This is a genomic window from Janibacter melonis, assembly GCF_003721155.3.
In the GTDB taxonomy this organism is placed as follows: domain Bacteria; phylum Actinomycetota; class Actinomycetes; order Actinomycetales; family Dermatophilaceae; genus Marihabitans; species Marihabitans melonis.
Genome location: NZ_CP044548.2, coordinates 1,263,722 through 1,285,727, shown reverse-complemented (window position 1 = coordinate 1,285,727; position 22,006 = coordinate 1,263,722). Strand labels below are relative to the sequence as shown.

Genomic DNA, 22,006 nt, shown 5'->3' with positions numbered 1-22,006 from the left:
AGCGCGTGCTGCGCACCCGCTCGCCCGTGAGGCTCCTGACGACAGATGATCGTGAGGCCGCCCTCGAGCTGTGCGCCCAGGACCCCGCGGCCAACGTCTACGTCGCCAGCCGGATCCTCGACGGCGCGCTCGGGCTCGGCAGCACGGCCGTCTCGGGGTACTTCGAGGACGAGGCCCTCACCTCGATGGTGTGGACCATCGCCAACGTCGTGCCCGTGTCCACCCACGCCGACAGCCGCGCCGCCTTCGCCGACCGCGTGCGCAAGGTGCGCCGACGCTGCGCGTCCTTCCTCGGCCCCCACGACGAGGTCATGGCCATGTGGGACGAGGTCGGCGAGAGCTTCGGGCGGCCCCGCTCGGTGCGCGGGCAGCAGCCGCTCATGGGCATGCGCGACACCCCCTCGAGCCGGGGCGTCGAGCTCGACCCCCGCGTGCGCCCCGGCCTCGTCGAGGAGACCGACCTCGTCCTCCCGGCGGCCGAGCACATGTTCACGGAGGAGATCGGCTACCCGCCCTACCAGGGCTCCTCGACGTACTACGCGGACACGCTGCGCACGCTGCTGCGCAAGAACCGCACCTACGTCGTCGTCGAGGACGGCGCGGTGATCTTCAAGGCCGACGTCGGGTCGGTGGCGCTCGGCTGCGCGCAGATCCAGGGCGTCTGGCTCGCCCCGCACCTGCGCGGCCAGGGCCTCGCGGCCCCGATGATGGCCAGCGTCGTCGAGATGACGCTGGCCCACCACGCCCCGTGGGTGACGCTCTACGTCAACGACTACAACGCGCCGGCGATCGCCACCTACGAGCGCATCGGCATGGAGCGGATCGGGGCCTTCGCGACGATCCTCTTCTGAGGGACCAGCCGACGGCCCTCAGAAGGTGAGCACGAGCTTGCCGACCATGTCGCCGCGCTCCATCTCGGCGAAGGCGTCACGCGCCCGCTCGACCGGCACGACGTCGTGGATCACCGGCCGTGCCCCGCTCACGGCGAGCAGCGCCGTGAGATCGCGCAGCTCCTGCAGGGTGCCCATCGTCGAGCCGACGACCCGCAGCTGGAGGAAGAAGATCCGGGTGAGCTCCGCGTCGTCGAGCTGCGGCCCGCTCGTCGTCCCGGAGACGACGAGCGTCCCGCCGGGGCGAAGGGAGCGGATCGAGTGGCTCCACGTGGCGCGGCCCACCGTCTCCATCACGGCGTCGACCTTCTCGGGCAGACGCTCGCCGCTCTCGAAGACCGCGTCGGCGCCGAGCTCGAGGGCACGGGCCCGCTTCGCCTCGTCGCGCGAGGTGGCGAGCACCCGCAGCCCCGCCGCGTGGCCGAGGACGACGAGCGCTGTGGCGACGCCGCCCCCGACGCCCTGGACGAGCACGCTCTGCCCCGGGCGCAGCTCGCCGCGGGTGAAGAGCATCCGGTAGGCCGTGAGCCAGGCGGTCGGCAGGCAGGCCGCCTCCTCGAAGGTGAGGTCGGCCGGCTTGGGCAGGAGGTTGCGCCGGGGCACGACGACGGTGTCGGCGAAGGTGCCCTGGTGGCGCTCGCTGAGCAGCGAGCGGCGCGGGTCCATCGTCTCGTCGCCGGTCCACGACGGGTCGGAGATCACCGCGTGGACGATCACCTCGCGGCCGTCCTCGTCGACGCCCGCGGCGTCGCACCCGAGGACCATCGGGAGCTTGTCCTGCCCGAGACCGACCCCGCGCAGCGACCACAGGTCGTGGTGGTTGAGCGCCGCCGCCCGGACGCTGACCCGGGCCCAGCCGTCCGGCACCTCGGGCTCGGGGCGCTCGCCGACGACGAGGCCGGCCAGGGGGTCGTCAGGGGTGATGCTCTCGGCGTACACGGCGCGCACGGGGTCTCCTCGTCCTCGGTGGTGTCGCGCTCACCCTACGAGGGGCCCCGCCCGCCGGGTCGGGTCGGGCAGGGGTCTAGCGTGGCGAGGACAGCACGTTCGACCGAAGGGAGAGCCCGCATGGCCACCATCGCGGACACCGTCATCGCCACCCTGAGGGCCAACGGGGTGACCCGTGCGTACGGGGTCCCCGGCGACTCGCTCAACGGCTTCACCGAGGCGATGCGCCGGGACGGCAGCATCGCCTGGCAGCTCGTGCGGCACGAGGAGTCGGCGGCCTTCGCCGCCGCGGCCGACGCCGAGCTCACCGGTGAGCTCTCCGTCTGCTTCGGCAGCTGCGGCCCCGGCAACCTCCACCTCATCAACGGACTCTTCGACGCCCAGCGCTCGCGGGTGCCCGTGCTGGCCATCGCGGCGCAGATCCCGAGCTCGGAGATCGGCAGCGGTTACTTCCAGGAGACGCACCCGCAGAACCTCTTCCAGGAGTGCAGCGTCTACTGCGAGATGGTCTCCAACGCCTCGCAGATGCCGCGGATGCTCGAGACCGCGATGCGCGCGGCGATCCAGCAGCGCGGGGTCGCCGTGCTCGTCATCCCCGGGGACGTCGCCCAGCTCGAGGCCCAGGACACCCGGGTCACCGTCGTCGAGCGCGCCCGCGCCCGCGTCGTCCCCGACGCCGAGCAGCTGCAGCGGGCAGCCGACCTGCTGAGCCGCTCCCGGCGCACGACCCTGCTCGTGGGCGTCGGCGCGGAGGGCGCGAAGGCCGAGGTCCTCCAGCTCGCCGACACCCTCGGCGCCCCGGTCGTGCACTCCCTGCGCGGCAAGCAGCACGTCGAGGGGGACAACCCCTTCGACGTCGGTCTCACCGGTCTGCTCGGCTTCGCCTCCGGCTACCGCGCGATGGAGCGGGCCGACACGATCCTCATGCTCGGCACCGACTTCCCCTACCGCCAGTTCTTCCCCGAGCACGCGAAGGTCATCCAGGTCGACGTCCGCGGCGAGCAGCTCGGCAAGCGCGTGCCCCTCGAGGTCGGGCTCGTCGGCGACGTCCGCGACACCGTGCGCGAGCTGCTCCCGCTCCTCACGCGGGCGAAGGACCGCGACCACCTCGAGGACTCGGTGAAGCACTACCGCCGCACCCGCGAGCGGCTCGACGACCTCGCCGTGCCCTCGAAGCGGCGCCAGGCGATCCACCCGCAGTACCTCGCCCGGCTCGTCGACGAGATCGCCGCCGACGACGCCGTCTTCATCCCCGACGTCGGCTCGCCGGTCGTCTACGCCGCCCGCTACCTCAGCTGCCGCGGCGACCGACGCGTCATCGGCTCCTTCGTCCACGGGTCGATGGCCAACGCCGTGCCGCACGCGATCGGCGCGCAGAGCGCCTACCCGGACCGCCAGGTCGTCACCCTCAGCGGGGACGGCGGGCTGGCCATGCTCATGGGCGAGCTGCTCACCGTGCGCCAGCACGACCTGCCGATCAAGGTCGTCGTCCTCAACAACAGCTCGCTGAACTTCGTCGAGCTCGAGATGAAGGCCGCCGGGCTGCCCGACTTCGGCACCGGTCTGGACAACCCCGACTTCTCGAAGGTCGCCGAGGCGGTCGGCATCCGCGGCTGGCGGGTCGAGCGCTCCGAGGACCTCGAGGGCGCGCTGCGCGAGGCCTTCGCCCACGACGGACCCGCCCTCGTCGACGTCGTCACCGAGCGCCAGGAGCTGACGATCCCCCCGGCCATCTCCGCCGAGCAGGTCAAGGGCTTCACCCTCTACGCCCTGCGCACCGTGATGTCCGGCCGCGGCGACGAGCTGCTCGACCTCTCGCGCGCCAACCTGCGCCAGATCCTCTAGGAGAGCCCGTGCCCCGTCGCGACCTGTCGACCACCGGCCTGGCCGGTCTGCTCATCACCTCCGGAGTCGTGCACCTCGTGCGCCCCCAGGTCTTCGAGTCGATCGTCCCGGCCCCGCTGCGGGGCCACCGGCGCGAGCTCGTCTACGTCTCCGGCGTCCTCGAGATCCTCTGCGGCGCAGGCCTGCTCGTGCCGCGCACCCGTCGGGTCGCCGGTCTGGCCAGCGCCGCGCTGCTCGTCGCGGTCCTGCCCGCCAACGTCCAGATGAGCCTCGACCACGGCCGGCGCGCCCGTCGCCGCCGCACGACCGGCTCCCGGGCCGCCTTCGCCGGCACCCTGGCCCGGCTGCCCCTCCAGCTCCCGCTCGTGCGCGCCGCGCTACGGGCCGCCCGCAGCGCACCACGGCGATGAGCGCCGACGTGGGGGAGCCCACCTCGTCCGCCGACCCCGCCGTCGTCGACGCCCTCCGCGCTGCCCGTCGGGTCCTCGTCCTCTCCGGCGCCGGCATGAGCGCCGAGTCCGGCGTGCCGACCTTCCGCGACGCGCAGAGCGGGCTCTGGGAGCGCTTCGACCCCTCCTCCCTGGCGACCCAGGAGGCCTGGGACGACGACCCTCCCTTCGTGTGGGCCTGGTACGCGTGGCGGGCCGCCCTGCTGCGCCGGGTCGAGCCCCATGCGGGTCACCGGGCGGTCGCCGACCTCGCCCGCCTGCGCGACGTCGAGGTCGTCACGCAGAACGTCGACGACCTCCACGAGCGCGCCGGCTCTCGCGTCCTCTCGCACGTCCACGGGTCCCTCCTGTCCTTCCGCTGCCGCGACTGCGCGACCCCGTGGCAGGGCGAGCTCGCCGTGCCCGACGAGCCGGTCGAGAGGCTCGACCCGCCGACGTGCCCCGCGTGCGGCGGTGACGTCCGACCCGGGGTCGTGTGGTTCGGCGAGGAGATGCCGCGCGACGCGTGGGACGCAGCGGTCGGCGCCGTCGAGCGGCTCGACGGGGGAGACGTCGTCCTCGTCGTCGGCACGAGCGGCCTGGTCTACCCGGCCGCGGGTCTGCCCGCGATGGCCCTCGGCCAGGGCGCCGTCGTCGTCGAGGTCAACCCGCAGCCCAGCGACGTCTCCGACCTGTGCCACCACCACGTGCGCGCCGGTGCCGCGACCGCCCTGCCCGCCCTCGTCGCCGCGCTCGACGAGGGCTGACGTGGACGGGGACGGCGTGACCGGCCCCGTCGTCCTCGACCTGCCCTTCCGCGGGCGCTGGCGCACCGAGATGAGCCCGGCCCGCCGCGTGCCCAGCCACGGCACGACCCTCTACGGCACGAGCCACGCCATCGACTTCGTCGCCGTCGACGAGCACGGCCGCAGCGCCCCGCGCTCGTGGCGCAGCGCGCTCGCCACCGAGGCCCCGCAACGCTTCGTCGGCTTCGGCGCCGAGATCCTCGCCCCCGTCGCCGGCACGGTCCTGCTCGTCCACGACGGCGAGCCCGACCACGAGGCGAGGCGGTCCCCCTTCGCCCTGCTCGGCTACGCCCTCACCCAGGCGAGGCGCGCCCGCCGGGGTCACGCCGCGCTCGCCGGCAACCACGTCGTCCTCGAGATCGCCCCGGGTGGCCCGGTCGTCGTCCTCGCCCACCTGCGGCACGGCTCGCCACGGGTCGCCGTCGGCGACCGCGTGCGCCCCGGGGACGTCCTCGGCGAGTGCGGGAGCTCGGGCAACAGCACCGAGCCGCACGTCCACCTGCAGGTCAGCGACACCACCGACTGGGAGCGCGCGCGGGGCGTGCCGCTGGCCTTCCGGCTCCCGGGAGGTCCCCGCGTGCCCGAGGAGGGCGAGGTCGTCACGGGCCGGCCGGCGCCCGGTCAGTAGAGCTGCTGCGCGTACCTCTCGCCGTAGTACTCGCGCAGCTCCTCGACGCTGTCCTCCGGGCGCTCGAGCGCGTGCGCGATCTCGGCGCGCGACTCCACCACGTCCGGCTGCCAGGTCTGCGGCTCCCACAGCCCGCTGCGCAGGAAGGCCTTCGCGCAGTGGTGGAAGACCTCCTCGACCTCGACGACGAGCGCGAGCACCGGACGGTGACCGCGCACGACGAGGTCGTCGAACCACGGCGCGTCCGCGACGAGACGTGCCCGGCCGCCGACCCGCAACGTGTCGCCGCGACCGGGGATGACGCACAGCAGGCCGACATGCGGGTTGGTCAGGACGTTGCGGTAGCCGTCGACCCGACGGTTGCCCGGTCGCTCGGCGATCGCGACGGTCCGCTCGTCGAGGACGTGGACGAGGGAGCCGGCGGGGTCCCCCTTCGGCGAGGCGTCGACGCTCCCGTCGGCGGCCGAGGTCGCGACGACGACGAAGGGGGTGGCGGCCAGCCACCGGCGGTCGACGTCGGTGAGGTGGGTGCGGACCTTGTCGCGGACCCGGGGGAGGGGCTCGCCGACGAGATCGGTGAGCTGCTCGAGGGTGGTGACCGGTCGCTCGTCCATGCGCCGATCGTGGCACGGCCGCCCGCGAGCGGGCGCGACCTCAGCGCCAGCCGAGCAGGCGCAGGCGCTCGCCGTGCCGCTCGACGCCGGCGCTCACCATCTCGGGGTGCTCGGCGTACCAGCGCGCCTGGGTCTCGCGGACCTCGTCGTCGGCGACGACCTCGCCACCGACGAGCCAGTCCGCCCGCGGCTCGTGGGGCAGGTCGAGGGCCTCGACGACGTCCTCGCGAAGGGGGGTGCGCACCGAGCGCAGGAGGACCCGGCCGGGGTCCGCGCCCGGGGCGGGCAGCCCGATCGCCTCGCGCAGGCGCTCGCCGAGCGCGACGAGCACGGTGTTGCCCGGGTGGTTGATCGTCCACCCCTCGCCGAGCGTCTCGGCGACGACGTCGTCGGCGCGCAGGGTGCCCGAGACGGACTGCCGGCGCGCGAGCTCGGCGAGACCCTCGCGGGCGATCGTGCGGTAGGCCTCGGCGAGCTCGTCGGCCGCGAGGGTCTGCGGGCCCCCGGTGAGGTCCGCGGCCTGCGCCAGGGTGCGCAGGTCGTGGTACGGCACGACCGGCGGGTCGCCGGCGGCGCCGCGCACGAGCGCCTGGAAGGGGTAGGCGCTGGGGTCGCGAAGCACCGGCAGGGTGACGAGCCGGGCGTCCTCGCGCAGGTGGGCCCGGACCTGGCTCGTGCCGAGCGGCAGGCCTCGGTAGTCGTCGCGGACCGGCTGCGCGGCGAGGACGTCGAGGTGGGGGAGCAGCCGGTGCAGGTGGGGGATGTCCGACGCCTCGAGCTCGTGCACCGGCGGCACCCGCACGGAGCCGACGGGGCTCGTGCCGTCGGCGGTGGTCGTCGTCGTGATGCGCAGGGACTCGGCCTGGCAGTTGCCGAGGACGGCGAGCAGCGGGCGCGCGCCCGGCTCGTCCGCCCCGGGCAGGGGGTCGATCCCGTAGAAGACGCCGTAGTGGCGACGGCGTCCCTCGTCGGTGCCTGTCGACTGCTGGGTGCTCATCGGCCCAGCCTCGCAGCCGGGGGCGGGCTCACCCCCTTCGCGACCGGGCCGCCTCGACGGGCGGTCCGCCGACCACCGATATCCTGCCCGGGCACGTCTGCCCCACCCCCAGCTGCCAGGAGCCAACCACCGTGGTCATGCGCATGTCCTCCCTCTTCCTCCGCACCCTCCGCGAGGACCCGGCGGACGCCGAGCTGCCGGGGCACAAGCTGCTCGTGCGGGCCGGCTACGTCCGACGCGCCGCGCCCGGCGTCTACAGCTGGCTGCCGCTCGGGCTGCGGGTCCTGCGCAAGGTCGAGGGCATCGTGCGCGAGGAGATGGACGCGATGGGCGGCCAGGAGCTGAGCTTCCCGGCGCTGCTGCCCAAGGAGCCCTACGAGGCGACGAACCGGTGGACCGAGTACGGGCCCAACCTCTTCCGCCTCCAGGACCGCAAGGGCGTCGACATGCTCCTCGGCCCGACCCACGAGGAGATGTTCACCCTCGCGGTCAAGGACCTCTACACGTCCTACAAGGACCTGCCCGTCTCGCTCTACCAGATCCAGACGAAGTACCGCGACGAGGCCCGGCCGCGCGCCGGCGTGCTGCGCGGGCGCGAGTTCGTCATGAAGGACAGCTACTCCTTCGACGTCGACGAGGCGGGTCTGAGCAAGTCCTACGACGCCCACCGCGACGCGTACGTGAAGATCTTCGACCGCCTCGGCTTCGAGTACGTCGTCGTCCACGCCGACTCCGGCGCGATGGGCGGCTCGGCGAGCGAGGAGTTCCTCGCGGTCAACGAGGGCGGCGAGGACACCTTCGTGCGCGACGGCGAGGGCTACGCCGCCAACGTCGAGGCCGTCACCGTGCCCCAGGCCGAGCCGGTCGAGGTGACCGCCGGTCCCGCCCACGTCGAGGACACCCCCGACACCCCGACGATCGACACGCTCGTCGCCGCGCTCAACCGGGACCACCCGCGCACCGACGGGCGCGCGTGGACCGCGGCCGACACGCTGAAGAACGTCATCGTCATGCTCGTCCACCCCGCCGACGAGGAGCACCCCGAGGGCCGCCGCGAGCCGCTCGCCATCGGCGTGCCCGGCGACCGCGAGGTCGACCCGAAGCGTCTCGAGGCGAAGGTCGCCCCGGCCGCCGTCGAGGCCTTCGAGGAGCGCGACTTCGCCGCGCACCCGCACCTGGCGAAGGGGTACATCGGCCCCGGCGCCCTCGGCGAGGAGCGCGGCATCCGCTACCTTCTCGACCCCTCGATCGCGGTGGGCTCGGCCTGGGTGACCGGCGCCGACGAGCACGGCAAGCACGTCATCGACCTCGTGCACGGGCGTGACTTCACCGCCGACGGGACGATCCAGGCCGCGGCGATCCGCGAGGGCGACCTCGGCCCGAACGGCCGGCCGCTGACGCTGGCCCGCGGCATCGAGATGGGCCACATCTTCCAGCTCGGCCAGAAGTACGCCGAGGCGCTCGGCCTCAAGGTCCTCGACGAGAACGGCAAGCTCGTCACGGTGCACATGGGCTCCTACGGCATCGGGGTCACCCGCGCCGTCGGCGTCATCGCCGAGGACAACCACGACGAGCGGGGCCTGGTCTGGCCGCGCTCCGTCGCCCCCTTCGACGTCCACGTCGTCGCCGCCGGCAAGAGCGACGAGATCTTCGTCAAGGCCGCCGAGCTGTCCGAGGAGCTCGAGCGCCACGGGCTGCAGGTCGTCTACGACGACCGTGCCGGGCGCGTCAGCCCCGGCGTGAAGTTCAAGGACGCCGAGCTCATCGGCGTGCCGACGATCCTCGTCGTCGGCAAGGGCCTGGCCGACGGCGTCGTCGAGATCAAGGACCGGCGCACCGGCGACCGGCGCGAGGTCCCCGTCGACGAGGCCGTGAGCGCGCTCCTCGCGGAGGTGCGGTCGTCGTGAGCCGTGAGGAGACGCCGCTGCGGGTCGCGCCGAGCCGGCCCGCGCCGGGCCCGGTCCGGGCGGTCGTCTTCGACTGGGGAGGCACCCTCACGCCCTGGCACGCCATCGACCTCGGCGAGCAGTGGCGGGTCTTCGCCCGAGAGGTCCACGGCATCCCCGTGGACTCCGCGCAGGTGCCCGAGGCCGATCTCGCCCGGGCCCACGAGCTCGCCGAGCGGATCCTCGCCGCCGAGCACGAGGCCTGGCAGGGCACGCGCGGCGACCAGCGCAGCGCGAGCCTCGACGAGGTGCTGCGCCGGGCCGGGGTCGACCCCCGCCACGACCGTCACCACCTGGCGCTGGCGGCCTACCGCCGCTTCTGGGAGCCGCACACGATCACCGACCCGCAGGTCCGGCCGCTGTGGGAGGGCCTGCGCGCCCGCGGGCTCAAGGTCGGCGTGCTGTCGAACACCATCTGGAGCCGCGTCTACCACCGCGACGTCTTCGCCCGCGACGGCGTGCTCGACCTGCTCGACGCCGACGTCTACTCCAGCGAGATCGGCGTGACCAAGCCCCACGAGGGGGCCTTCGCCGCGATCTGCCAGGCGCTCGGCGTCGACGCGACGAGCACCGTCTACGTCGGCGACCGGCTCTTCGAGGACGTCCTCGGGCCGCAGGAGCTCGGCATGCGCGCCATCTGGGTGCCCCACAGCGACATCCCGCTCGACCAGCAGGTCGCCGTCGACGTCGAGCCCGACGCGACCGTCCACGAGCTCGTCGACATCCTCGCCGTCGTCGACGGCTGGCTCGAGGGCTGAGCCCGCCATGACGCACGTGCTCGTCCTCGGCGGCACCGCCGAGGCGAGGGACCTCGCGGCCCGTCTCGACGCGAAGGGGGTGCCCCTCACCTCCTCGCTCGCCGGCCGGGTCTCGCAGCCCCGCCTGCCCGTCGGGCCCGTGCGCGTCGGCGGCTTCGGCGGGGCCGACGGCCTCGTCCGGTGGCTGCGGGAGCACGACGTGAGCGCGGTCGTCGACGCCACCCACCCCTTCGCCGCGACGATGGGTGCGCACGCGGCGGCGGCCTGCGCCGCCGTCGGCCTGCCGCTGCTGCGGCTGGCCCGCCCCGGCTGGGCGGACCACCCGGACGCGGCGACGTGGACCTGGGTCGAGAGCCACGAGGCCGCCCGCGAGGCGGCGGACCGGGCCGGGGGGACCCCCTTCGTCACGACCGGGCGGCAGACCCTGCACCACCACGTCGGCCCTTGGGCCCGCCGCGGGGTGCTCGTCCGGCTCGTCGAGCCGCCGGAGGAGCCGCTGCCTCAGACCTGGACGGTGCTGCGCTCGCGGGGACCCTTCGAGGTCGCCGCCGAGGAGGCGCTCCTGCGCGACCACGCGGTGGGCGTGCTGCTGACGAAGGACTCGGGCGGCCGCTACACGCAGGCCAAGCTCGAGGCCGCCCGCCGGGTGGGGGTCCCGGTCGTCGTCGTCGCCCGCCCGCGGCGGGCCGACGGGGTGACCGAGGCGGTCGACGCGGAGCAGGCGACCCGGTGGGTCGAGCAGGTCACCTCCGGGCGCTGAGCACCTGGCGCGCGCCGGCGGCGAGGACGAGAGCGACGACCCCGACCCGTCGGGCAAGCGTCACCGCGCGGGGCAGGTCGGCCGCGGTGGGGCGGGGCCCCGACCCGAGAACGCCCCGGTCCTCGACGGAGCCCCCGTAGACGTTGCGCCCGCCGAGGCGCACGCCGAGCGCGGCCGCGAAGCCCGCCTCGACCGGACCGGCGTTCGGGCTGGGGTGGGCGCGGCCGTCGCGCCGCGCGACGGCGAGGACCTGCCCCGCCCGCGCGGGTGCCGCCAGCGCCGTCGCGAGGACGGTCACCCGCGCGGGCAGCCAGCCCAGGACGTCGTCGGCGCGGGCCGCTGCCCAGCCGAAGCGGTGGTAGCGCGGGCTGCGGTGGCCGTGCATCGCGTCGAGGGTGTTCGCGCCGCGGTGCAGGACGACGCCGACCGGGCCGAGGAGCGCGCCCCAGACGAGCGTGCCGACGACGGCGTCGGAGGAGTTCTCGGCGACGGACTCCAGCGCCGCCCGGGCGACCTCGTCGGCGGTGAGGTCCTGGGTCGCGCGCCCGACGAGGTTGCGCACCCGGGTGCGGGCCCCGGGCAGGTCGTCGCCGACGAGCAGGTCGTGCACGGCTTTGCCCTCTCGCCCGAGGCTCGTGCCGCCGAGGGCGGTCCAGACGAGGGCCGCCGTCGCGGCGCACCGTGCCGGGGCGGGCAGACGGCCGGCGGCCGCCCCGAGGGCGAGCACGGGGGCGAGCACGACGACCTCGGTGAGGACCCCGGCGGGCCGTCCGTCGCGGTAGGTGCGGCGCTCGACGGCGCCGGCCCAGGACCCGAAGAGCGCGACGGGGTGCCCGCGCCGCGGGTCGCCGAGCACCTGGTCCGCGGCCCAGCCGACGACGAGCCCGAGGGCGACCGGGTCGACCCGGGTCACCGCTGGTCCTTGATCGTCAGCACCTGCCCGAGGACCACGAGGTCGACGCGGGTGGCGCTGCGGGCGAGCCGTTGGCCCAGCATGCCGAGCCGGTCGGCGAAGACCCGCCCGGAGCGGTAGGCCGGGACGACGCCCCAACCCACCTCGTTGGTCACCGCGACGACGTGCGGTGCCGCGCGCCACGCCGTGTCGAGGGCGTCCACGCGCGCGTCGAGCTCGGCCTCCCACTGCTCCTGCGGGCTCTCCCACGCGTCGAGCTCGTCGAGCTGGGCGGTGAGCCACGTGCCGAGGCAGTCGAGGAGCACCGGACCGCTCGCCGCGGTGAGCGCGGCGGCGGCGTCGGTGCTCTCGAGCGTCGTCCACGCCGCCGGCCGGCGATCACGGTGGGCTCGCACCCGCGCAGCCCAGTCGGGGTCGTCGCGCTGCGGCCCGCACGCGAGATAGGTGACCGGGGCCTGGTCGTCGAGGTGCGGGGGCAGGAGGAGGGACTCGGCGTGGCGGGACTTGCCGGAGCGCACGCCACCGGTGACGAGCACCCGGGCGCTCATGACGCCACCGTCATGATGACGAGCGAGGCGGTGAGGGCCACCTCGACCCCGGCGCCGATCACGTCGCCACCGACCCCGCCGAAGGTCCGTGCGGCCCGCCCACGCAGGACGACGGCGAGCTGGCTCGCCACGAGCACGGCGAGGGCGGCACCGGCGAGGACCGCGAGGACGTGGCCGGTCGACGCGGCCAGGGGGAGCGCGGCCAGGACGACGACGACGGCGACGGCGACGAGGAGCAGCCAGGACGCGGCCGGGGTGACCGTGCCGACGAAGACCCGTCCCAGGCTCGAGCCGGGTGCCGCGGTCGTGCCGGTCGTGCACATCCGGGCGCAGGTCGCGCGCGAGGCGAGGACGAGCGCTGCGACGACGAGCGCGCCGCGCCAGCCGTGCGCGAGCAGGTGGGCGACGGATGCGGCCTGGACGAGGAGGGCGACGACGAGCGCGACGACGCCCATCGGCCCGACGTCGCCGCTGCGCATCACGGCGAGCGCGCGCTCGCGGTCCCACCCCGCGCCGAGCCCGTCGACGGTGTCGGCGAGCCCGTCGAGGTGCATGCCGCGCGACCCGTGGGCGAGCAGGCCGAGGACCAGCCCGGCCGCGACGAGCGGGGGCAGCCCGATCTCGACGGCGGCGCCGACGAGCCCGGCGAGCGCCGCGAGCGGGACGACGGCCAGGGGGGCGAGGAGCAGGGCGGAGCGGGCCGCGGCGGGGGAGGTCGAGACCTCGCCGCTGGGGACCCGCGTGAAGGTCCCGACCGCCAGCCTCAGCCCGGCGTCGAGGCTCACGGGCCCGCCGGGGCGACCGAGTCGAGGGCGACGACGACGTCGCCGATGACGGTGATCGCCGGAGGGGCGAAGTCTCCCTCGTCGGCCGCGGCCGCGATGCCCGACAGCGGGGCGCGCACGCTGCGCTGCTGCGGGCTCGCGCCGTCGGCGACGCACGCCGCGGGGGTGTCGGCCGGCATGCCGGCCGCCACGAGCGCCCGGGCGATCGACCCGAGCGTCGCGACGCCCATGAGGACGACGATCGTCAGCCGCGAGGTCGCGAGCGCCGCCCAGTCGACCTCGCTGCGCGGGTCCTCGGGGGCGACGTGCCCCGAGACGACGACGACCCCCTGCGAGAGCCCGCGGTGCGTCACCGGGATCCCGGCGAGGGCCGGGACGGCAAAGGCGGAGGACACGCCCGGCACGACCTCGACCGGCACCCCGGCGACGGCGCAGGCCTGCCACTCCTCGCCGCCGCGGCCGAAGAGGTAGCCGTCGCCGCCCTTGAGCCGCACGACCGTCCGCCCCGCGAGCGCGTGCTCGACGAGCAGCTCGTTGATCCGCTCCTGCGGGGTGAAGTCGCCGCGCGGGATCTTGCCGACGTGGATCACCTCGGCCTGCGGGGCGTGCTCGACGATCGCCGCGAGCGGGGCGAGCCGGTCGGTGACGACGACGTCGGCGACCGCGAGGGCGTCACGACCGGCGATCGTCAGCAGGCCGGGGTCGCCGGGCCCGCCGCCGACGAGCAGCACCCGTCCGGTCGTCGTCGTGGGGGTCGTCGTCATGCGGTCCTCCGGTGCAGCAGGTGGCCCAGCTCGCGCAGCAGGCCGTCGACGGTCAGCGGGTCGCGCACGGCGACCCGCACCCAGGTGGGGTCCAGCCCGGGGAAGGTGTCACCGCGACGCACGGCCCAGCCGGCGTCGCGCAGGGCGGCGTGCACACCGGTGCCCACCTGGGCCAGGACGAAGGGGGCGTCGGCCCCCGCCGTCGGCACGCCGAGGGCGTGCAGCCCGTCGAGGAGGTGACGACGCCAGACCGCCGTCTCCTGCGCGGCGCGGCCCGCCTCGGCGAGCGCCCGCGGGGTCGCGGTCTCGGTCATCACCCGCAGGGCGAGCGAGCCGACCGACCAGTGCGGCTGGTGCGCGGCGAGCGCGGCGACGAGCTCGGGATCGCCCGCGAGGTACCCGGCGCGCACCCCGGCCACGGCCCAGGTCTTCGTCAGCGAGCGCACGACGAGCACCCCGTCGAGGTCGCCGGTGAGCAGTGTCTCGGCCTCGTGCGGGACTGCGTCGACGAAGGCCTCGTCGACGAGCAGCACCCGCCCGGGCCGGGCCAGCGAGCGCAGCACGTCGGCGGGGTGGAGCACGCCCGTCGGGTTCGTGGGGTTGCCGACGACGACGAGGTCCGCGTCGCCGATCTCGGCGAGCGCGCCCGGTGTCAGCGCGAAGCCCTCATCAGCCCGCAGCAGGACCCGCCGGACCTCGTGCCCGGCAGCGCGCAGCGCCGCCTCGGGCTCGGTGAACTGCGGGTGCACGACGACTGCGTCGAGCGGGCGCAGCGCCCGGGCGAGCAGCGTGAAGGCCTCGGCACCGCCGCTCGTCGGAAGCACCTGCTCGCGCCGCAGCCCGTGCCGGGCGGCCAGGGCGTCCCGCGCAGCGGTCGGGTCCGGGTAGGCGGCGACGCCCTCGAGCTCCTCGACAAGTGCGCTCATGAGCCATGCCGGTGGCCGCTCGAGCCGCACGTTGACCGCGAGGTCGACGAGCTCCTCGGCGACCTCGGCATCTCCGTGATGCCGCAAGGGGTCGGCCAGGACGGGCCGGGCCGCAGTGGAGCTGGGGGGGATGCCCCGACTCAGGGGCTGACCCGCGCTCTCGGCAACCGGCGCTCTCCCGCCCGAGCCGACCGACCACTGCGAAGCCCCAAGGGGCGCCCCCCCTGCGCCACGGAGGTCCGGCCCTTGAGTCGCTGGTCCCTGAGCCAAAGGCCCCTGAGTCGGGGCGACCCCTCCCGCACCGCGCCTCGCGCCTCGCTCGAAGGTGGTGACCGCGTCGACGAAGGAGGCGGCGACGGCGGGGGAGCCGGCCCAGTGGGTGTGGAGGTAGGAGGCGATGAGGGTCGCGCGGCCGGTGCCGGCCGGGTCGAGCGCGAAGCCCTCGTCGCGATCGCCGAGCCGCCACGCGGCGGCGGTGCCCGCGGGCGGGTCGGTCGTCGTGCGGTGGAACTCGTGCCCGGTGACCGTCGTGCCGGCGGGGCCGAGGACGGAGTCGGTGAGGGACACCCCTTCGCGGTAGCCGAGGGTGAGCCGGCGCCCCATGGCGGCCCGGGCAGGCAGCGAGCCGATCATCGGGTGGTCGTCGATGCTCTGGGCGAGGTAGAGCATGCCGGCGCACTCGGCGACGGTGGGCATGCCGGCGGCGACGGCCGCGCCGATCTGGCCGACGAGCTCGCGGTTCGTCGCGAGGGCGCGGGCGTGGACCTCGGGGAAGCCGCCGCCGAGGTAGAGGCCGCACGTCCGCTCGGGCAGCACGGTGTCGCGGGCGGGGTCGACCTCGACGACGCGCGCGCCGGCGGCCTCGACCAGCTCGACGGTCTCGGGGTAGCGGAAGGTGAAGGCGCGCCCGCCGGCCACGGCGACGACCGGGGCGTCGTCGGGCAGGGGCGCGGGCTCGCGGCCGAGGGCCTGGGCGGGCGACCACGGGGCCGTCTCCAGCGGCGGTGCGCTCGCGGCCGCCGCGAGCAGGGCGTCGAGGTCGAGGTGCTCCTCGGCGACGCCGGAGATGTGGTCGAGGGTGGCGGCGGCCCGGCCGCGCTCGGCGGCGGGGACGAGCCCGAGGTGGCGCGAGGGCACGTGCATCGCCGCGTCGCGAGGCAGGACGCCCCAGACGGGGACGCCGACGCCCTCGACGGCGCGGCGGGCCTCGGCCCCGTGGCGCGGGGTGCCGGCCTTGTTGAGGACGACGCCGACGACCTCGAGGGCTGGGTCGATCCGGGTGAGCCCGAGCACGGTGGCGGCGACGGTGCGCGAGGTCGAGCTGATGTCGACGACGAGGACGACGGGGGTGCGGGTGAGGGCGGCGACGTGCGCGCTGGAGGCGAAGCCGTCGGTGCCCAGGCGCCCGTCGAGCAGACCCATGACGCCCTCGAGGACGGCGACGTCCGCGGCGACCGGGTGGGTCGCGCCGCGGGCGAGCAGGGGCGCGACACGCTCCTCGCCGACGAGCCACGGGTCGAGCGTGCGGCTCGGGCGGCCGGTCGCCAGGGCGTGGTAGCCCGGGTCGATGTAGTCGGGGCCGACCTTCGCCGGGGAGACGACGAGCCCGCGACGGGAGAGCGCGGACATGATGCCGACGGCGATCGTCGTCTTGCCGTGGCCGGACGCGGGGGCGGCGACGAGCACCCGCGGCAGGGCCACCTCTCGCCCTTGCCTCACCACTCGCGCTTCCCTCACCACTCGATGCCCCGCTGACCCTTCTGACCGCGGTCGAAGGGGTGGGCGATCTTCGTCATCTCGGTCGCGACGTCGGCGATCTCGAGCAGGCGCGGGTGCGGGTCACGACCGGTGATGACGACGTGCTGGTAGCCCGGCCGGCTCGTCAGGGTCTCGACGACCTCGTCGACGTCGACCCAGCCCCACTTCATGACGTAGGTGAACTCGTCGAGGACGTAGACGGTGTGCGTCTCCTCGGACAGCCGGCGCTTGATCTCGGCCCACCCCTCACGGGCGTCGGCGGCGTGGTCCTCCTCGGAGCCCGCCTTGCGCGACCACGACCAGCCCGAGCCCATCTTGTGCCACTCGACCGGGCCCCCTTCGCCGGTCTGCTCGTGGAGCCGGCCGAGCGCCGCGAAGGCCTCCTCCTCGCCGATCCGCCACTTCGCCGACTTGACGAACTGGAAGACCCCGATCGACCAGCCCTGGTTCCACCCGCGCAGGGCGAGCCCGAAGGCGGCGGTCGACTTGCCCTTGCCGGACCCGCCGTGGACGACGACGAGGGGCGAGGTGCGGCGCTGACGGGTGGTCAGGCCGTCGGCCGGGGTGACGGGGGTGCGTCCCTGCGCCATCAGGCGGCGCTCCGGCCGGTGCGCCCGGTGCCCGTGCGGTCGGTGACGATCTCGACGAGACCGCTCGCGGCGACCTGCTCGAGCGCGATGTGCTCGGCGCCCATGCGGCGGGCGAGGTCGGCGGCCAGACCCATCCGGAAGCGGCCGGACTCGCAGTCGACAACGACGGTCTGCGCGGTCGGCACGGCGCGCGACCAGCCGTCGGCGACGACCCGGGCGCGGGCGAGGGCATCCGCCCCGGCGGTGGCCCGGCCGTCGGTGACGACGACGACGAGCGCGCGCTGGTGGCGGTCGCGGACCTGCTCGCGGGCGACGACCCGGGCGACCTGGGTCAGGCCCTCGGCGAGCGGGGTGCGCCCGCCGTGGGGCAGCTGCGCGAGCCGCGCGGCGGCGGCGTCGACGGACGAGGTGGGCGGCAGGGCGACCTCGGCCTGCGCGCCCCGGAAGGTCACCAGACCCACCCGGTCGCGGCGCTGGTAGGCGTCGAGGAGCAGCGAGAGCACGGCCGTCTTGACCTCGCCCATCCGGCGTCGGGCGGCCATCGAGCCGGAGGCGTCGACGGCGAGGAGCACGAGGTTGGCCTCGCGCCCGCGGGTCACGGCGTGGCGCAGGTCGTCACCGGTGACGCGGGCCGGCCCGGTGCGGGCGGCCCGTCGTGCGGCGGAGGCGCGCAGCGTCGCGGTGAGGTGCACGGGCGCGCCCGCCGGCTCCTGGCCGGCCGGGTGCGTGCCGACGACCCGGCCGCGCGGGGTGAGGGCGGGGGAGCGGCGGCCCGAGGGACCGGACCCGACGCCGGCGAGCTCGAGGCGGCGGGCGCGGTAGGGCGCCTGGGCGCTCGCGGTCCCGACCGGTGCGGCAGCAGCGCCGGTGGGCGGGGTGTCGTCCGTCGCTGGGGCCGGCTCGTCCTGAACGCCGTGGTCCTCGGCGCTCGCCTCGGGAGCGCTGTCGGCGCGCCCGCTCGGCGGGGTGTCGTCGGACCCGTCGGGGGTGGGGGGCGGCCCGCCGGTGGTCCGGCCGTCGCCGTCGCGCTGCTCGTCGTCGGGCCGGCCGCCGTCGGGCTGCTCGTCGGGGCCGTCCTCGGGCTCGTCGCCGCCGGGCGGGTCGTCCTCCGGCTCCTCGTCGAGGAGCCGGTCGAGGAGGTCCTCGTCGAGACCGGGCGCGTCGAAGGGGGAGCGCCGGCGGCGGTGCGGCAGGGCGAGCAGGGCCGCGGCACGGATGTCCTCGCGGGTCACGTGCGTGCGTCCTTGCCAGGCCGCGTGGGCGACCGCCGTGCGAGCGGTGACGATGTCGGCGCGCAGGCCGTCGACGTCGAAGCCGGCACACACCCGTGCGACGGTGCGCAGCGTCCGCTCGTCGAGGACCACCTCGCGCACGCCGGCGCGGGCGGCGGCGATGCGCTCGGTGAGCTCGACCTCGGAGCGCTCGTAGCCGGCGGCGAAGCCGACCGGGTCGGCGTCGGCGGCGAGCCGGCGACGCACGACCTCGGCCCGCTCACGGGGGTCGCGGCTCGCGGCGACGTGCACGGTGAGCCCGAAGCGGTCGAGCAGCTGCGGGCGCAGCTCGCCCTCCTCGGGGTTCATCGTGCCGACGAGGGTGATCCGGGCGGGGTGGGAGATCGAGACCCCGTCGCGCTCGACGGTGTTGCGGCCCATCGCGGCGGCGTCGAGCAGGACGTCGACGAGGTGGTCGTGCAGGAGGTTGACCTCGTCGACGTAGAGGATCCCGCGGTGCGCCTCGGCGAGCAGACCGGGCTGGTAGGCGGCCTCGCCCTCTCCGAGCGCGCGACGCAGGTCCAGCGAGCCGACGACGCGGTCCTCGGTGGCGCCGACGGGGAGCTCGACGAGACGGGCGGGTCGGGTCGTGCCGGGTCCGTCGTGGGGGCCGTCCGGGCAGTCCTCGGCACGGTCGGGGTCGCACCCGAAGCGGCAGCCGAGCGCGACGTGCTGCTCGGGCAGGACGGCCGCGAGGGCGCGGACGGCGGTCGACTTCGCGGTGCCCTTCTCCCCGCGCACGAGCACCCCTCCGATCTCCGGGGAGATCGCGCTGAGGAGCAGGGCGGTCGTCAGCTCGTCGGCGCCGACGAGGGCGGTGAAGGGGTAGGTCGGGGTGCGCTGGCCAAGAGCCGTCACGGCTGCCTCCTGGCGAGTGTCCACGCTCGCCGGTCGATGACGTCGCCGCGGGTGACGGTGACGGGTGCAGACCGAGTGTCTGGCTCGGGCCCAGAGGGCCGTGACAGTGGCGGGACCGCTCCGGATTCGCACCGGATTCCTCGGTTGGCTGCGCCGGGCGCGATCCTCTCACAACCGCGAAGGGGCCTAGGGTGGGCGACCGTGATCGAGGTCGTGGGTGTCGGTGACGACGGGTGGGACGGCCTGGACGGGGCGCGTCGCCGCCTCGTCGCGGGTGCGTCGACCCTCATCGGCGGGCGCCGCCACCTCGACCTCCTGGCTCCCCACGCACCCGGCGCCGAGCTCGTCACCTGGCCGAGCCCCCTTCGCGCCGGTCTGCCCGAGCTCCTGCGGGCGACGGGCGACGCCGTCGCCCTCGCGAGCGGCGACCCGCTGCGCTCCGGCATCGCGACGACGCTGGTCGACCTGCTCGGGGCCGACGCCGTGCGGGTCCACCCGGCGGTGGGCAGCGACGCCCTCGCGCGGGCGCGCCAGGGCTGGTCCGCGGAGAGCGCGACGGTCGTCACGGCGGTCGGGCGCGACCTGCGCGCGGTCCTGCCCCATCTCGCCCCCGCCGCCCGGCTCGTCGTCCTCTGCTCCGACGGCGCCGACCCCGCGCGTCTCGGCGCCCTGCTCGCGGAGAGCGGCTGGGGCGCGAGCACGCTCACCGCACGTTGGCACCTCGGCGGGCCGGACGAGGGAGCCCGCAGCGAGCGGGCCGACGCCTTCGCCGGTCGGACCGACGACCTCGTGCTCTGCTGCGTCGAGGTGCGCGCCGACGACCCCGCCGCGGTCTCGCCGACCGCGGGACCCGTGCCCGGTCGCCCCGAGGACTTCATCGCCCACGACGGCCAGCTGACCAAGCGTGACGTGCGGGCCTCGGCCCTGGCCCGGCTGCGCCCCACCGCCGGTGCCCACCTGTGGGACCTCGGTGCCGGCAACGGCTCGGTCGCCCTCGAGTGGTGCCTCGCCGCGGAGCGGACGAGCGCGACCTGCGTCGAGCGCGACCCCACCCGAGCCCAGCGCATCCGCGACAACGCCGCCGCCCTCGGGCTGGCCGGGCGCGTCGAGGTCGTCGTCGGCGACACGACGACTACCGATCTCACCCCCTTCGCCGCTCCCGACGCCGTCTTCGTCGGCGGCGGGCTCGACGAGGACGTCCTCGAGCGGTCGTGGCAGGCGCTGCCCGTCGGCGGGCGGCTCGTCGCGCACGCCGTGACCCTCGAGGGCGAGGGCGCGCTCGTCGCCACCCACGGCCGTACCGGCGGCGAGCTCACCCGGGTGAGCGTCGAGCGGGCCGTCCCGCTCGGTCGCTACCTGTCGTGGACGCCCGCCCGCGCCGTCGTCCAGCTCGCCGTCACCCGACCCCACGGAGCGTCATGACCGTCCACTTCATCGGTGCCGGCCCCGGGGCCGCCGACCTGCTCACGCTGCGGGCGACCCGGCTCCTCGCGCAGAGCCGGCTGTGCCTCTACGCGGGCAGCTATCTCGACGCCGCCGTGCTCGAGCACTGCCCCGACGACGCGCGTCTCGTCGACACCCAGGACCTCGACCTCGACGCGATCGTCGCCGAGGTCGTCGCGGCGCACGGGCGCGGCGAGGACGTCGCCCGGCTGTGCTCCGGAGACCCGTCCGTCTACTCGGCGCTCGCCGAGCAGACCCGCCGCCTCGACGCCGCGGGCGTGCCGTGGGACGTCACGCCCGGGGTCGCGGCCTACGCGGCGACCGCCGCCCGGATCGGGCGCGAGCTCACGGTGCCCGAGGTCGCGCAGTCGGTCGTGCTCACCCGCGCCCAGCGCGACTCGACGGCGATGCCGACGGGCGAGAGCCTTGAGGCCTTCGCCGCGACCGGCGCGACCCTCGCGCTCCACCTCGCCGTGCGGCGGGTGCGCGAGCTCGCGCAGCGCTGCGCGGTGCACTACGGCGAGGACTGCCCCGCCGTCGTCGCCTACCGCGTCGAGCAGCCCGAGGAGCTCGTGCTGCACGGGACTCTCACCGACATCGCCGACCAGGTCGAGGCGCACGACATCCGCCAGGCCGCGGTCGTCCTCGTCGGGTGGGCCCTGCGGGCCGAGGGCTTCGTCGAGTCGCACCTCTACTCGCGGCTGCGCGCGGCCGGCCCCTCCGCCGCGGCCCGGGCGGCCGAGGACGGCGGCCTCCGCTGACCCCTTCGCCCCCGAGTCCCACCCGCCCCACCCGCCCCAGAGTCCCACCCGCCCCAGGTTTCTCGGGTGACCCGATAAACCCCCGCTGAGCATGAGTACGAGACTCCTGCTCACCAGGGGTAACTCTTGCTGAGCGCCCCGCGCGCGGGTCGGCACGGGGCTCGGGGCAGGATGACCCCCGCCCCGCCACCCACCCGAGGACCGTGAGTTGAACCGCCTGCTGCGCACCGCCTGGACCGTCACGACCGCCCGGCGTCGCGGACCCGTCGGCCCGGGGGAGCACGCCGTCCTGCCGCTGCGGGTGCTGCTCAACGACATCGACCTCGCCGGGCACATGAACAACGGCGTCTACCTCTCGATCGCCGACCTCGGCCGGCTCGACCTCGCCGTGCGCTCGGGGTGGGCGCGCGCGCAGCTGCGGCACCGCCTCTCGCCGGTCGTCATGCAGGAGACGATCACCTTCCGCACGTCGCTGCGCCCGCTCCAGGCCTTCGAGCTGCACAGCGCGGTGGCGGGGTGGGACCGCGTGAGCGTGACCTTCGAGCAGCGCTTCGTCGTCGACGGCCAGGTGTGCGCGCAGGCGCTCGTGCGGATGCGATTCCTCCAGCGCGGTCGCGGGGTCGACACCGACCGCCTGTGGTCCCTCCTGCGGGTCGAGCCGCCGCCCTCGGCGCTGCCGACCTGGGCGAAGGGGTGGGGAGACGGCGCGCGGCTGCCCTCGCCGCGTGCGGACGCACCGGCAGGACCTCCGCCCTTCTGGGCGTGAGGG

21 protein-coding genes and 1 riboswitch are annotated in these 22,006 nt (G+C 75.7%); of the genes, 11 read left to right on the top strand and 10 right to left on the bottom strand.

All coding sequences use genetic code 11. The features are described from left to right. The first annotated feature begins 5 nt into the window (after positions 1 to 5). Complete coding sequence (locus EEW87_RS06045) at positions 6 to 851, top strand: GNAT family N-acetyltransferase (RefSeq protein WP_123092782.1); 846 nt, start codon at positions 6 to 8, stop codon at positions 849 to 851. 18 nt (positions 852 to 869) lie between these two features. Here the strand turns inward: EEW87_RS06045 and EEW87_RS06040 are convergent, their stop codons facing one another. Further along, entirely contained in the window at positions 870 to 1,838 is a 969-nt protein-coding gene (locus EEW87_RS06040) for a zinc-binding dehydrogenase (RefSeq protein WP_068274792.1), read from the bottom strand. 120 nt (positions 1,839 to 1,958) lie between these two features. Here EEW87_RS06040 and poxB point away from each other — a divergent pair, with 120 nt between their 5' ends. Genes poxB through EEW87_RS06020 form a run of 4 tightly spaced genes read left to right on the top strand, consistent with a single transcriptional unit; the run spans position 1,959 to position 5,545 of the window. After that, entirely contained in the window at positions 1,959 to 3,683 is a 1,725-nt protein-coding gene (poxB, locus tag EEW87_RS06035) for a ubiquinone-dependent pyruvate dehydrogenase (protein ID WP_123092783.1), read from the top strand. Positions 3,684 to 3,691: 8 nt separating this feature from the next. After that, positions 3,692 to 4,093, top strand: a complete 402-nt coding sequence (locus EEW87_RS06030; RefSeq protein ID WP_123092784.1) for a DoxX family protein — start codon at positions 3,692 to 3,694, stop codon at positions 4,091 to 4,093. Continuing rightward, entirely contained in the window at positions 4,090 to 4,878 is a 789-nt protein-coding gene (locus EEW87_RS06025; protein WP_123092785.1) for an SIR2 family NAD-dependent protein deacylase, read from the top strand. Before EEW87_RS06030 ends, EEW87_RS06025 begins: the two co-directional genes overlap by 4 nt. A 1-nt stretch (position 4,879) precedes the next feature. Beyond that, positions 4,880 to 5,545 carry a peptidoglycan DD-metalloendopeptidase family protein gene (locus tag EEW87_RS06020; RefSeq protein WP_240341662.1) on the top strand — a complete coding sequence of 222 codons (666 nt, stop codon included), beginning with the start codon at positions 4,880 to 4,882 and terminating at the stop codon, positions 5,543 to 5,545. Here EEW87_RS06020 and EEW87_RS06015 read toward each other — a convergent pair. Together EEW87_RS06015 and EEW87_RS06010 are read right to left on the bottom strand one after the other, a co-directional pair. Continuing rightward, positions 5,539 to 6,159, bottom strand: a complete 621-nt coding sequence (locus EEW87_RS06015; RefSeq protein ID WP_123092786.1) for a pyridoxamine 5'-phosphate oxidase family protein — start codon at positions 6,157 to 6,159, stop codon at positions 5,539 to 5,541. The genes EEW87_RS06020 and EEW87_RS06015 overlap by 7 nt on opposite strands. Before the next feature lie 40 nt (positions 6,160 to 6,199). After that, the gene (locus EEW87_RS06010; RefSeq protein ID WP_123092787.1) at positions 6,200 to 7,156 is read right to left on the bottom strand and encodes a WcbI family polysaccharide biosynthesis putative acetyltransferase; all 957 of its coding nucleotides are present in this window, start codon (positions 7,154 to 7,156) and stop codon (positions 6,200 to 6,202) included. 137 nt (positions 7,157 to 7,293) lie between these two features. Here EEW87_RS06010 and EEW87_RS06005 point away from each other — a divergent pair, with 137 nt between their 5' ends. Genes EEW87_RS06005 through EEW87_RS05995 form a run of 3 tightly spaced genes read left to right on the top strand, consistent with a single transcriptional unit; the run spans position 7,294 to position 10,620 of the window. Continuing rightward, on the top strand, positions 7,294 to 9,063 hold the full coding sequence (locus EEW87_RS06005; RefSeq protein ID WP_123092883.1) for a proline--tRNA ligase: 1,770 nt from the start codon (positions 7,294 to 7,296) through the stop codon (positions 9,061 to 9,063). After that, entirely contained in the window at positions 9,060 to 9,860 is an 801-nt protein-coding gene (locus EEW87_RS06000; RefSeq protein WP_224766771.1) for an HAD family hydrolase, read from the top strand. Before EEW87_RS06005 ends, EEW87_RS06000 begins: the two co-directional genes overlap by 4 nt. Positions 9,861 to 9,867: 7 nt before the next feature. Next, positions 9,868 to 10,620 (top strand): cobalt-precorrin-6A reductase, encoded by a 753-nt coding sequence (locus EEW87_RS05995; RefSeq protein WP_123092788.1) that lies wholly within the window; start codon positions 9,868 to 9,870, stop codon positions 10,618 to 10,620. Here EEW87_RS05995 and EEW87_RS05990 read toward each other — a convergent pair. From EEW87_RS05990 to EEW87_RS05965, 7 genes are read right to left on the bottom strand one after another with little or no spacing between them, the layout of a single operon-like run. Then, positions 10,604 to 11,533: a CobD/CbiB family cobalamin biosynthesis protein gene (locus EEW87_RS05990; RefSeq protein WP_123092789.1), complete on the bottom strand. Its 930-nt coding sequence runs from the start codon at positions 11,531 to 11,533 to the stop codon at positions 10,604 to 10,606. The two genes, EEW87_RS05995 and EEW87_RS05990, sit on opposite strands and share 17 nt — an antisense overlap. Next, positions 11,530 to 12,081 carry a bifunctional adenosylcobinamide kinase/adenosylcobinamide-phosphate guanylyltransferase gene (locus EEW87_RS05985; protein WP_192826113.1) on the bottom strand — a complete coding sequence of 184 codons (552 nt, stop codon included), beginning with the start codon at positions 12,079 to 12,081 and terminating at the stop codon, positions 11,530 to 11,532. The genes EEW87_RS05990 and EEW87_RS05985 overlap by 4 nt, the downstream gene beginning before the upstream one ends. Then, a complete protein-coding gene (locus tag EEW87_RS16805; protein WP_192826114.1) occupies positions 12,078 to 12,866 on the bottom strand; it encodes an adenosylcobinamide-GDP ribazoletransferase in 789 nt (262 codons plus the stop codon). The genes EEW87_RS05985 and EEW87_RS16805 overlap by 4 nt, the downstream gene beginning before the upstream one ends. Then, complete coding sequence (cobA, locus tag EEW87_RS05980; RefSeq protein WP_123092790.1) at positions 12,863 to 13,630, bottom strand: uroporphyrinogen-III C-methyltransferase; 768 nt, start codon at positions 13,628 to 13,630, stop codon at positions 12,863 to 12,865. The genes EEW87_RS16805 and cobA overlap by 4 nt, the downstream gene beginning before the upstream one ends. Then, entirely contained in the window at positions 13,627 to 16,257 is a 2,631-nt protein-coding gene (locus tag EEW87_RS05975) for a cobyrinic acid a,c-diamide synthase CobB (RefSeq protein ID WP_123092791.1), read from the bottom strand. Before EEW87_RS05975 ends, cobA begins: the two co-directional genes overlap by 4 nt. Positions 16,258 to 16,289: 32 nt before the next feature. Next, positions 16,290 to 16,904: a cob(I)yrinic acid a,c-diamide adenosyltransferase gene (cobO, locus tag EEW87_RS05970; RefSeq protein WP_123092792.1), complete on the bottom strand. Its 615-nt coding sequence runs from the start codon at positions 16,902 to 16,904 to the stop codon at positions 16,290 to 16,292. Further along, the gene (locus tag EEW87_RS05965) at positions 16,904 to 19,033 is read right to left on the bottom strand and encodes a VWA domain-containing protein (RefSeq protein WP_123092793.1); all 2,130 of its coding nucleotides are present in this window, start codon (positions 19,031 to 19,033) and stop codon (positions 16,904 to 16,906) included. The genes cobO and EEW87_RS05965 overlap by 1 nt, the downstream gene beginning before the upstream one ends. Positions 19,034 to 19,085: 52 nt before the next feature. After that, a riboswitch (cobalamin riboswitch) is annotated at positions 19,086 to 19,216 on the bottom strand. A gap of 18 nt (positions 19,217 to 19,234) precedes the next feature. Here EEW87_RS05965 and cbiE point away from each other — a divergent pair. From cbiE to EEW87_RS05950, 3 genes are all read left to right on the top strand, one after another. Then, positions 19,235 to 20,455 carry a precorrin-6y C5,15-methyltransferase (decarboxylating) subunit CbiE gene (gene cbiE, locus EEW87_RS05960; RefSeq protein WP_123092794.1) on the top strand — a complete coding sequence of 407 codons (1,221 nt, stop codon included), beginning with the start codon at positions 19,235 to 19,237 and terminating at the stop codon, positions 20,453 to 20,455. After that, positions 20,452 to 21,237 carry a cobalt-precorrin-4/precorrin-4 C(11)-methyltransferase gene (locus tag EEW87_RS05955; protein ID WP_123092795.1) on the top strand — a complete coding sequence of 262 codons (786 nt, stop codon included), beginning with the start codon at positions 20,452 to 20,454 and terminating at the stop codon, positions 21,235 to 21,237. Before cbiE ends, EEW87_RS05955 begins: the two co-directional genes overlap by 4 nt. A 208-nt stretch (positions 21,238 to 21,445) precedes the next feature. Further along, the gene (locus tag EEW87_RS05950) at positions 21,446 to 22,003 is read left to right on the top strand and encodes a thioesterase family protein (protein WP_123092796.1); all 558 of its coding nucleotides are present in this window, start codon (positions 21,446 to 21,448) and stop codon (positions 22,001 to 22,003) included. Positions 22,004 to 22,006: the final 3 nt, after the last annotated feature.

Coding starts and splice junctions, on each gene's coding strand:
- poxB (WP_123092783.1), top strand. CDS start 1,959: ATGGCCACCATCGCGGACACCGTCATCGCCACCCTGAGGGCCAACGGG.
- EEW87_RS06025 (WP_123092785.1), top strand. CDS start 4,090: ATGAGCGCCGACGTGGGGGAGCCCACCTCGTCCGCCGACCCCGCCGTC.
- EEW87_RS06015 (WP_123092786.1), bottom strand. CDS start 6,159: ATGGACGAGCGACCGGTCACCACCCTCGAGCAGCTCACCGATCTCGTC.
- EEW87_RS06010 (WP_123092787.1), bottom strand. CDS start 7,156: ATGAGCACCCAGCAGTCGACAGGCACCGACGAGGGACGCCGTCGCCAC.
- EEW87_RS06005 (WP_123092883.1), top strand. CDS start 7,294: ATGCGCATGTCCTCCCTCTTCCTCCGCACCCTCCGCGAGGACCCGGCG.
- EEW87_RS05995 (WP_123092788.1), top strand. CDS start 9,868: ATGACGCACGTGCTCGTCCTCGGCGGCACCGCCGAGGCGAGGGACCTC.
- EEW87_RS05985 (WP_192826113.1), bottom strand. CDS start 12,081: ATGAGCGCCCGGGTGCTCGTCACCGGTGGCGTGCGCTCCGGCAAGTCC.
- cobA (WP_123092790.1), bottom strand. CDS start 13,630: ATGACGACGACCCCCACGACGACGACCGGACGGGTGCTGCTCGTCGGC.
- cobO (WP_123092792.1), bottom strand. CDS start 16,904: ATGGCGCAGGGACGCACCCCCGTCACCCCGGCCGACGGCCTGACCACC.
- EEW87_RS05955 (WP_123092795.1), top strand. CDS start 20,452: ATGACCGTCCACTTCATCGGTGCCGGCCCCGGGGCCGCCGACCTGCTC.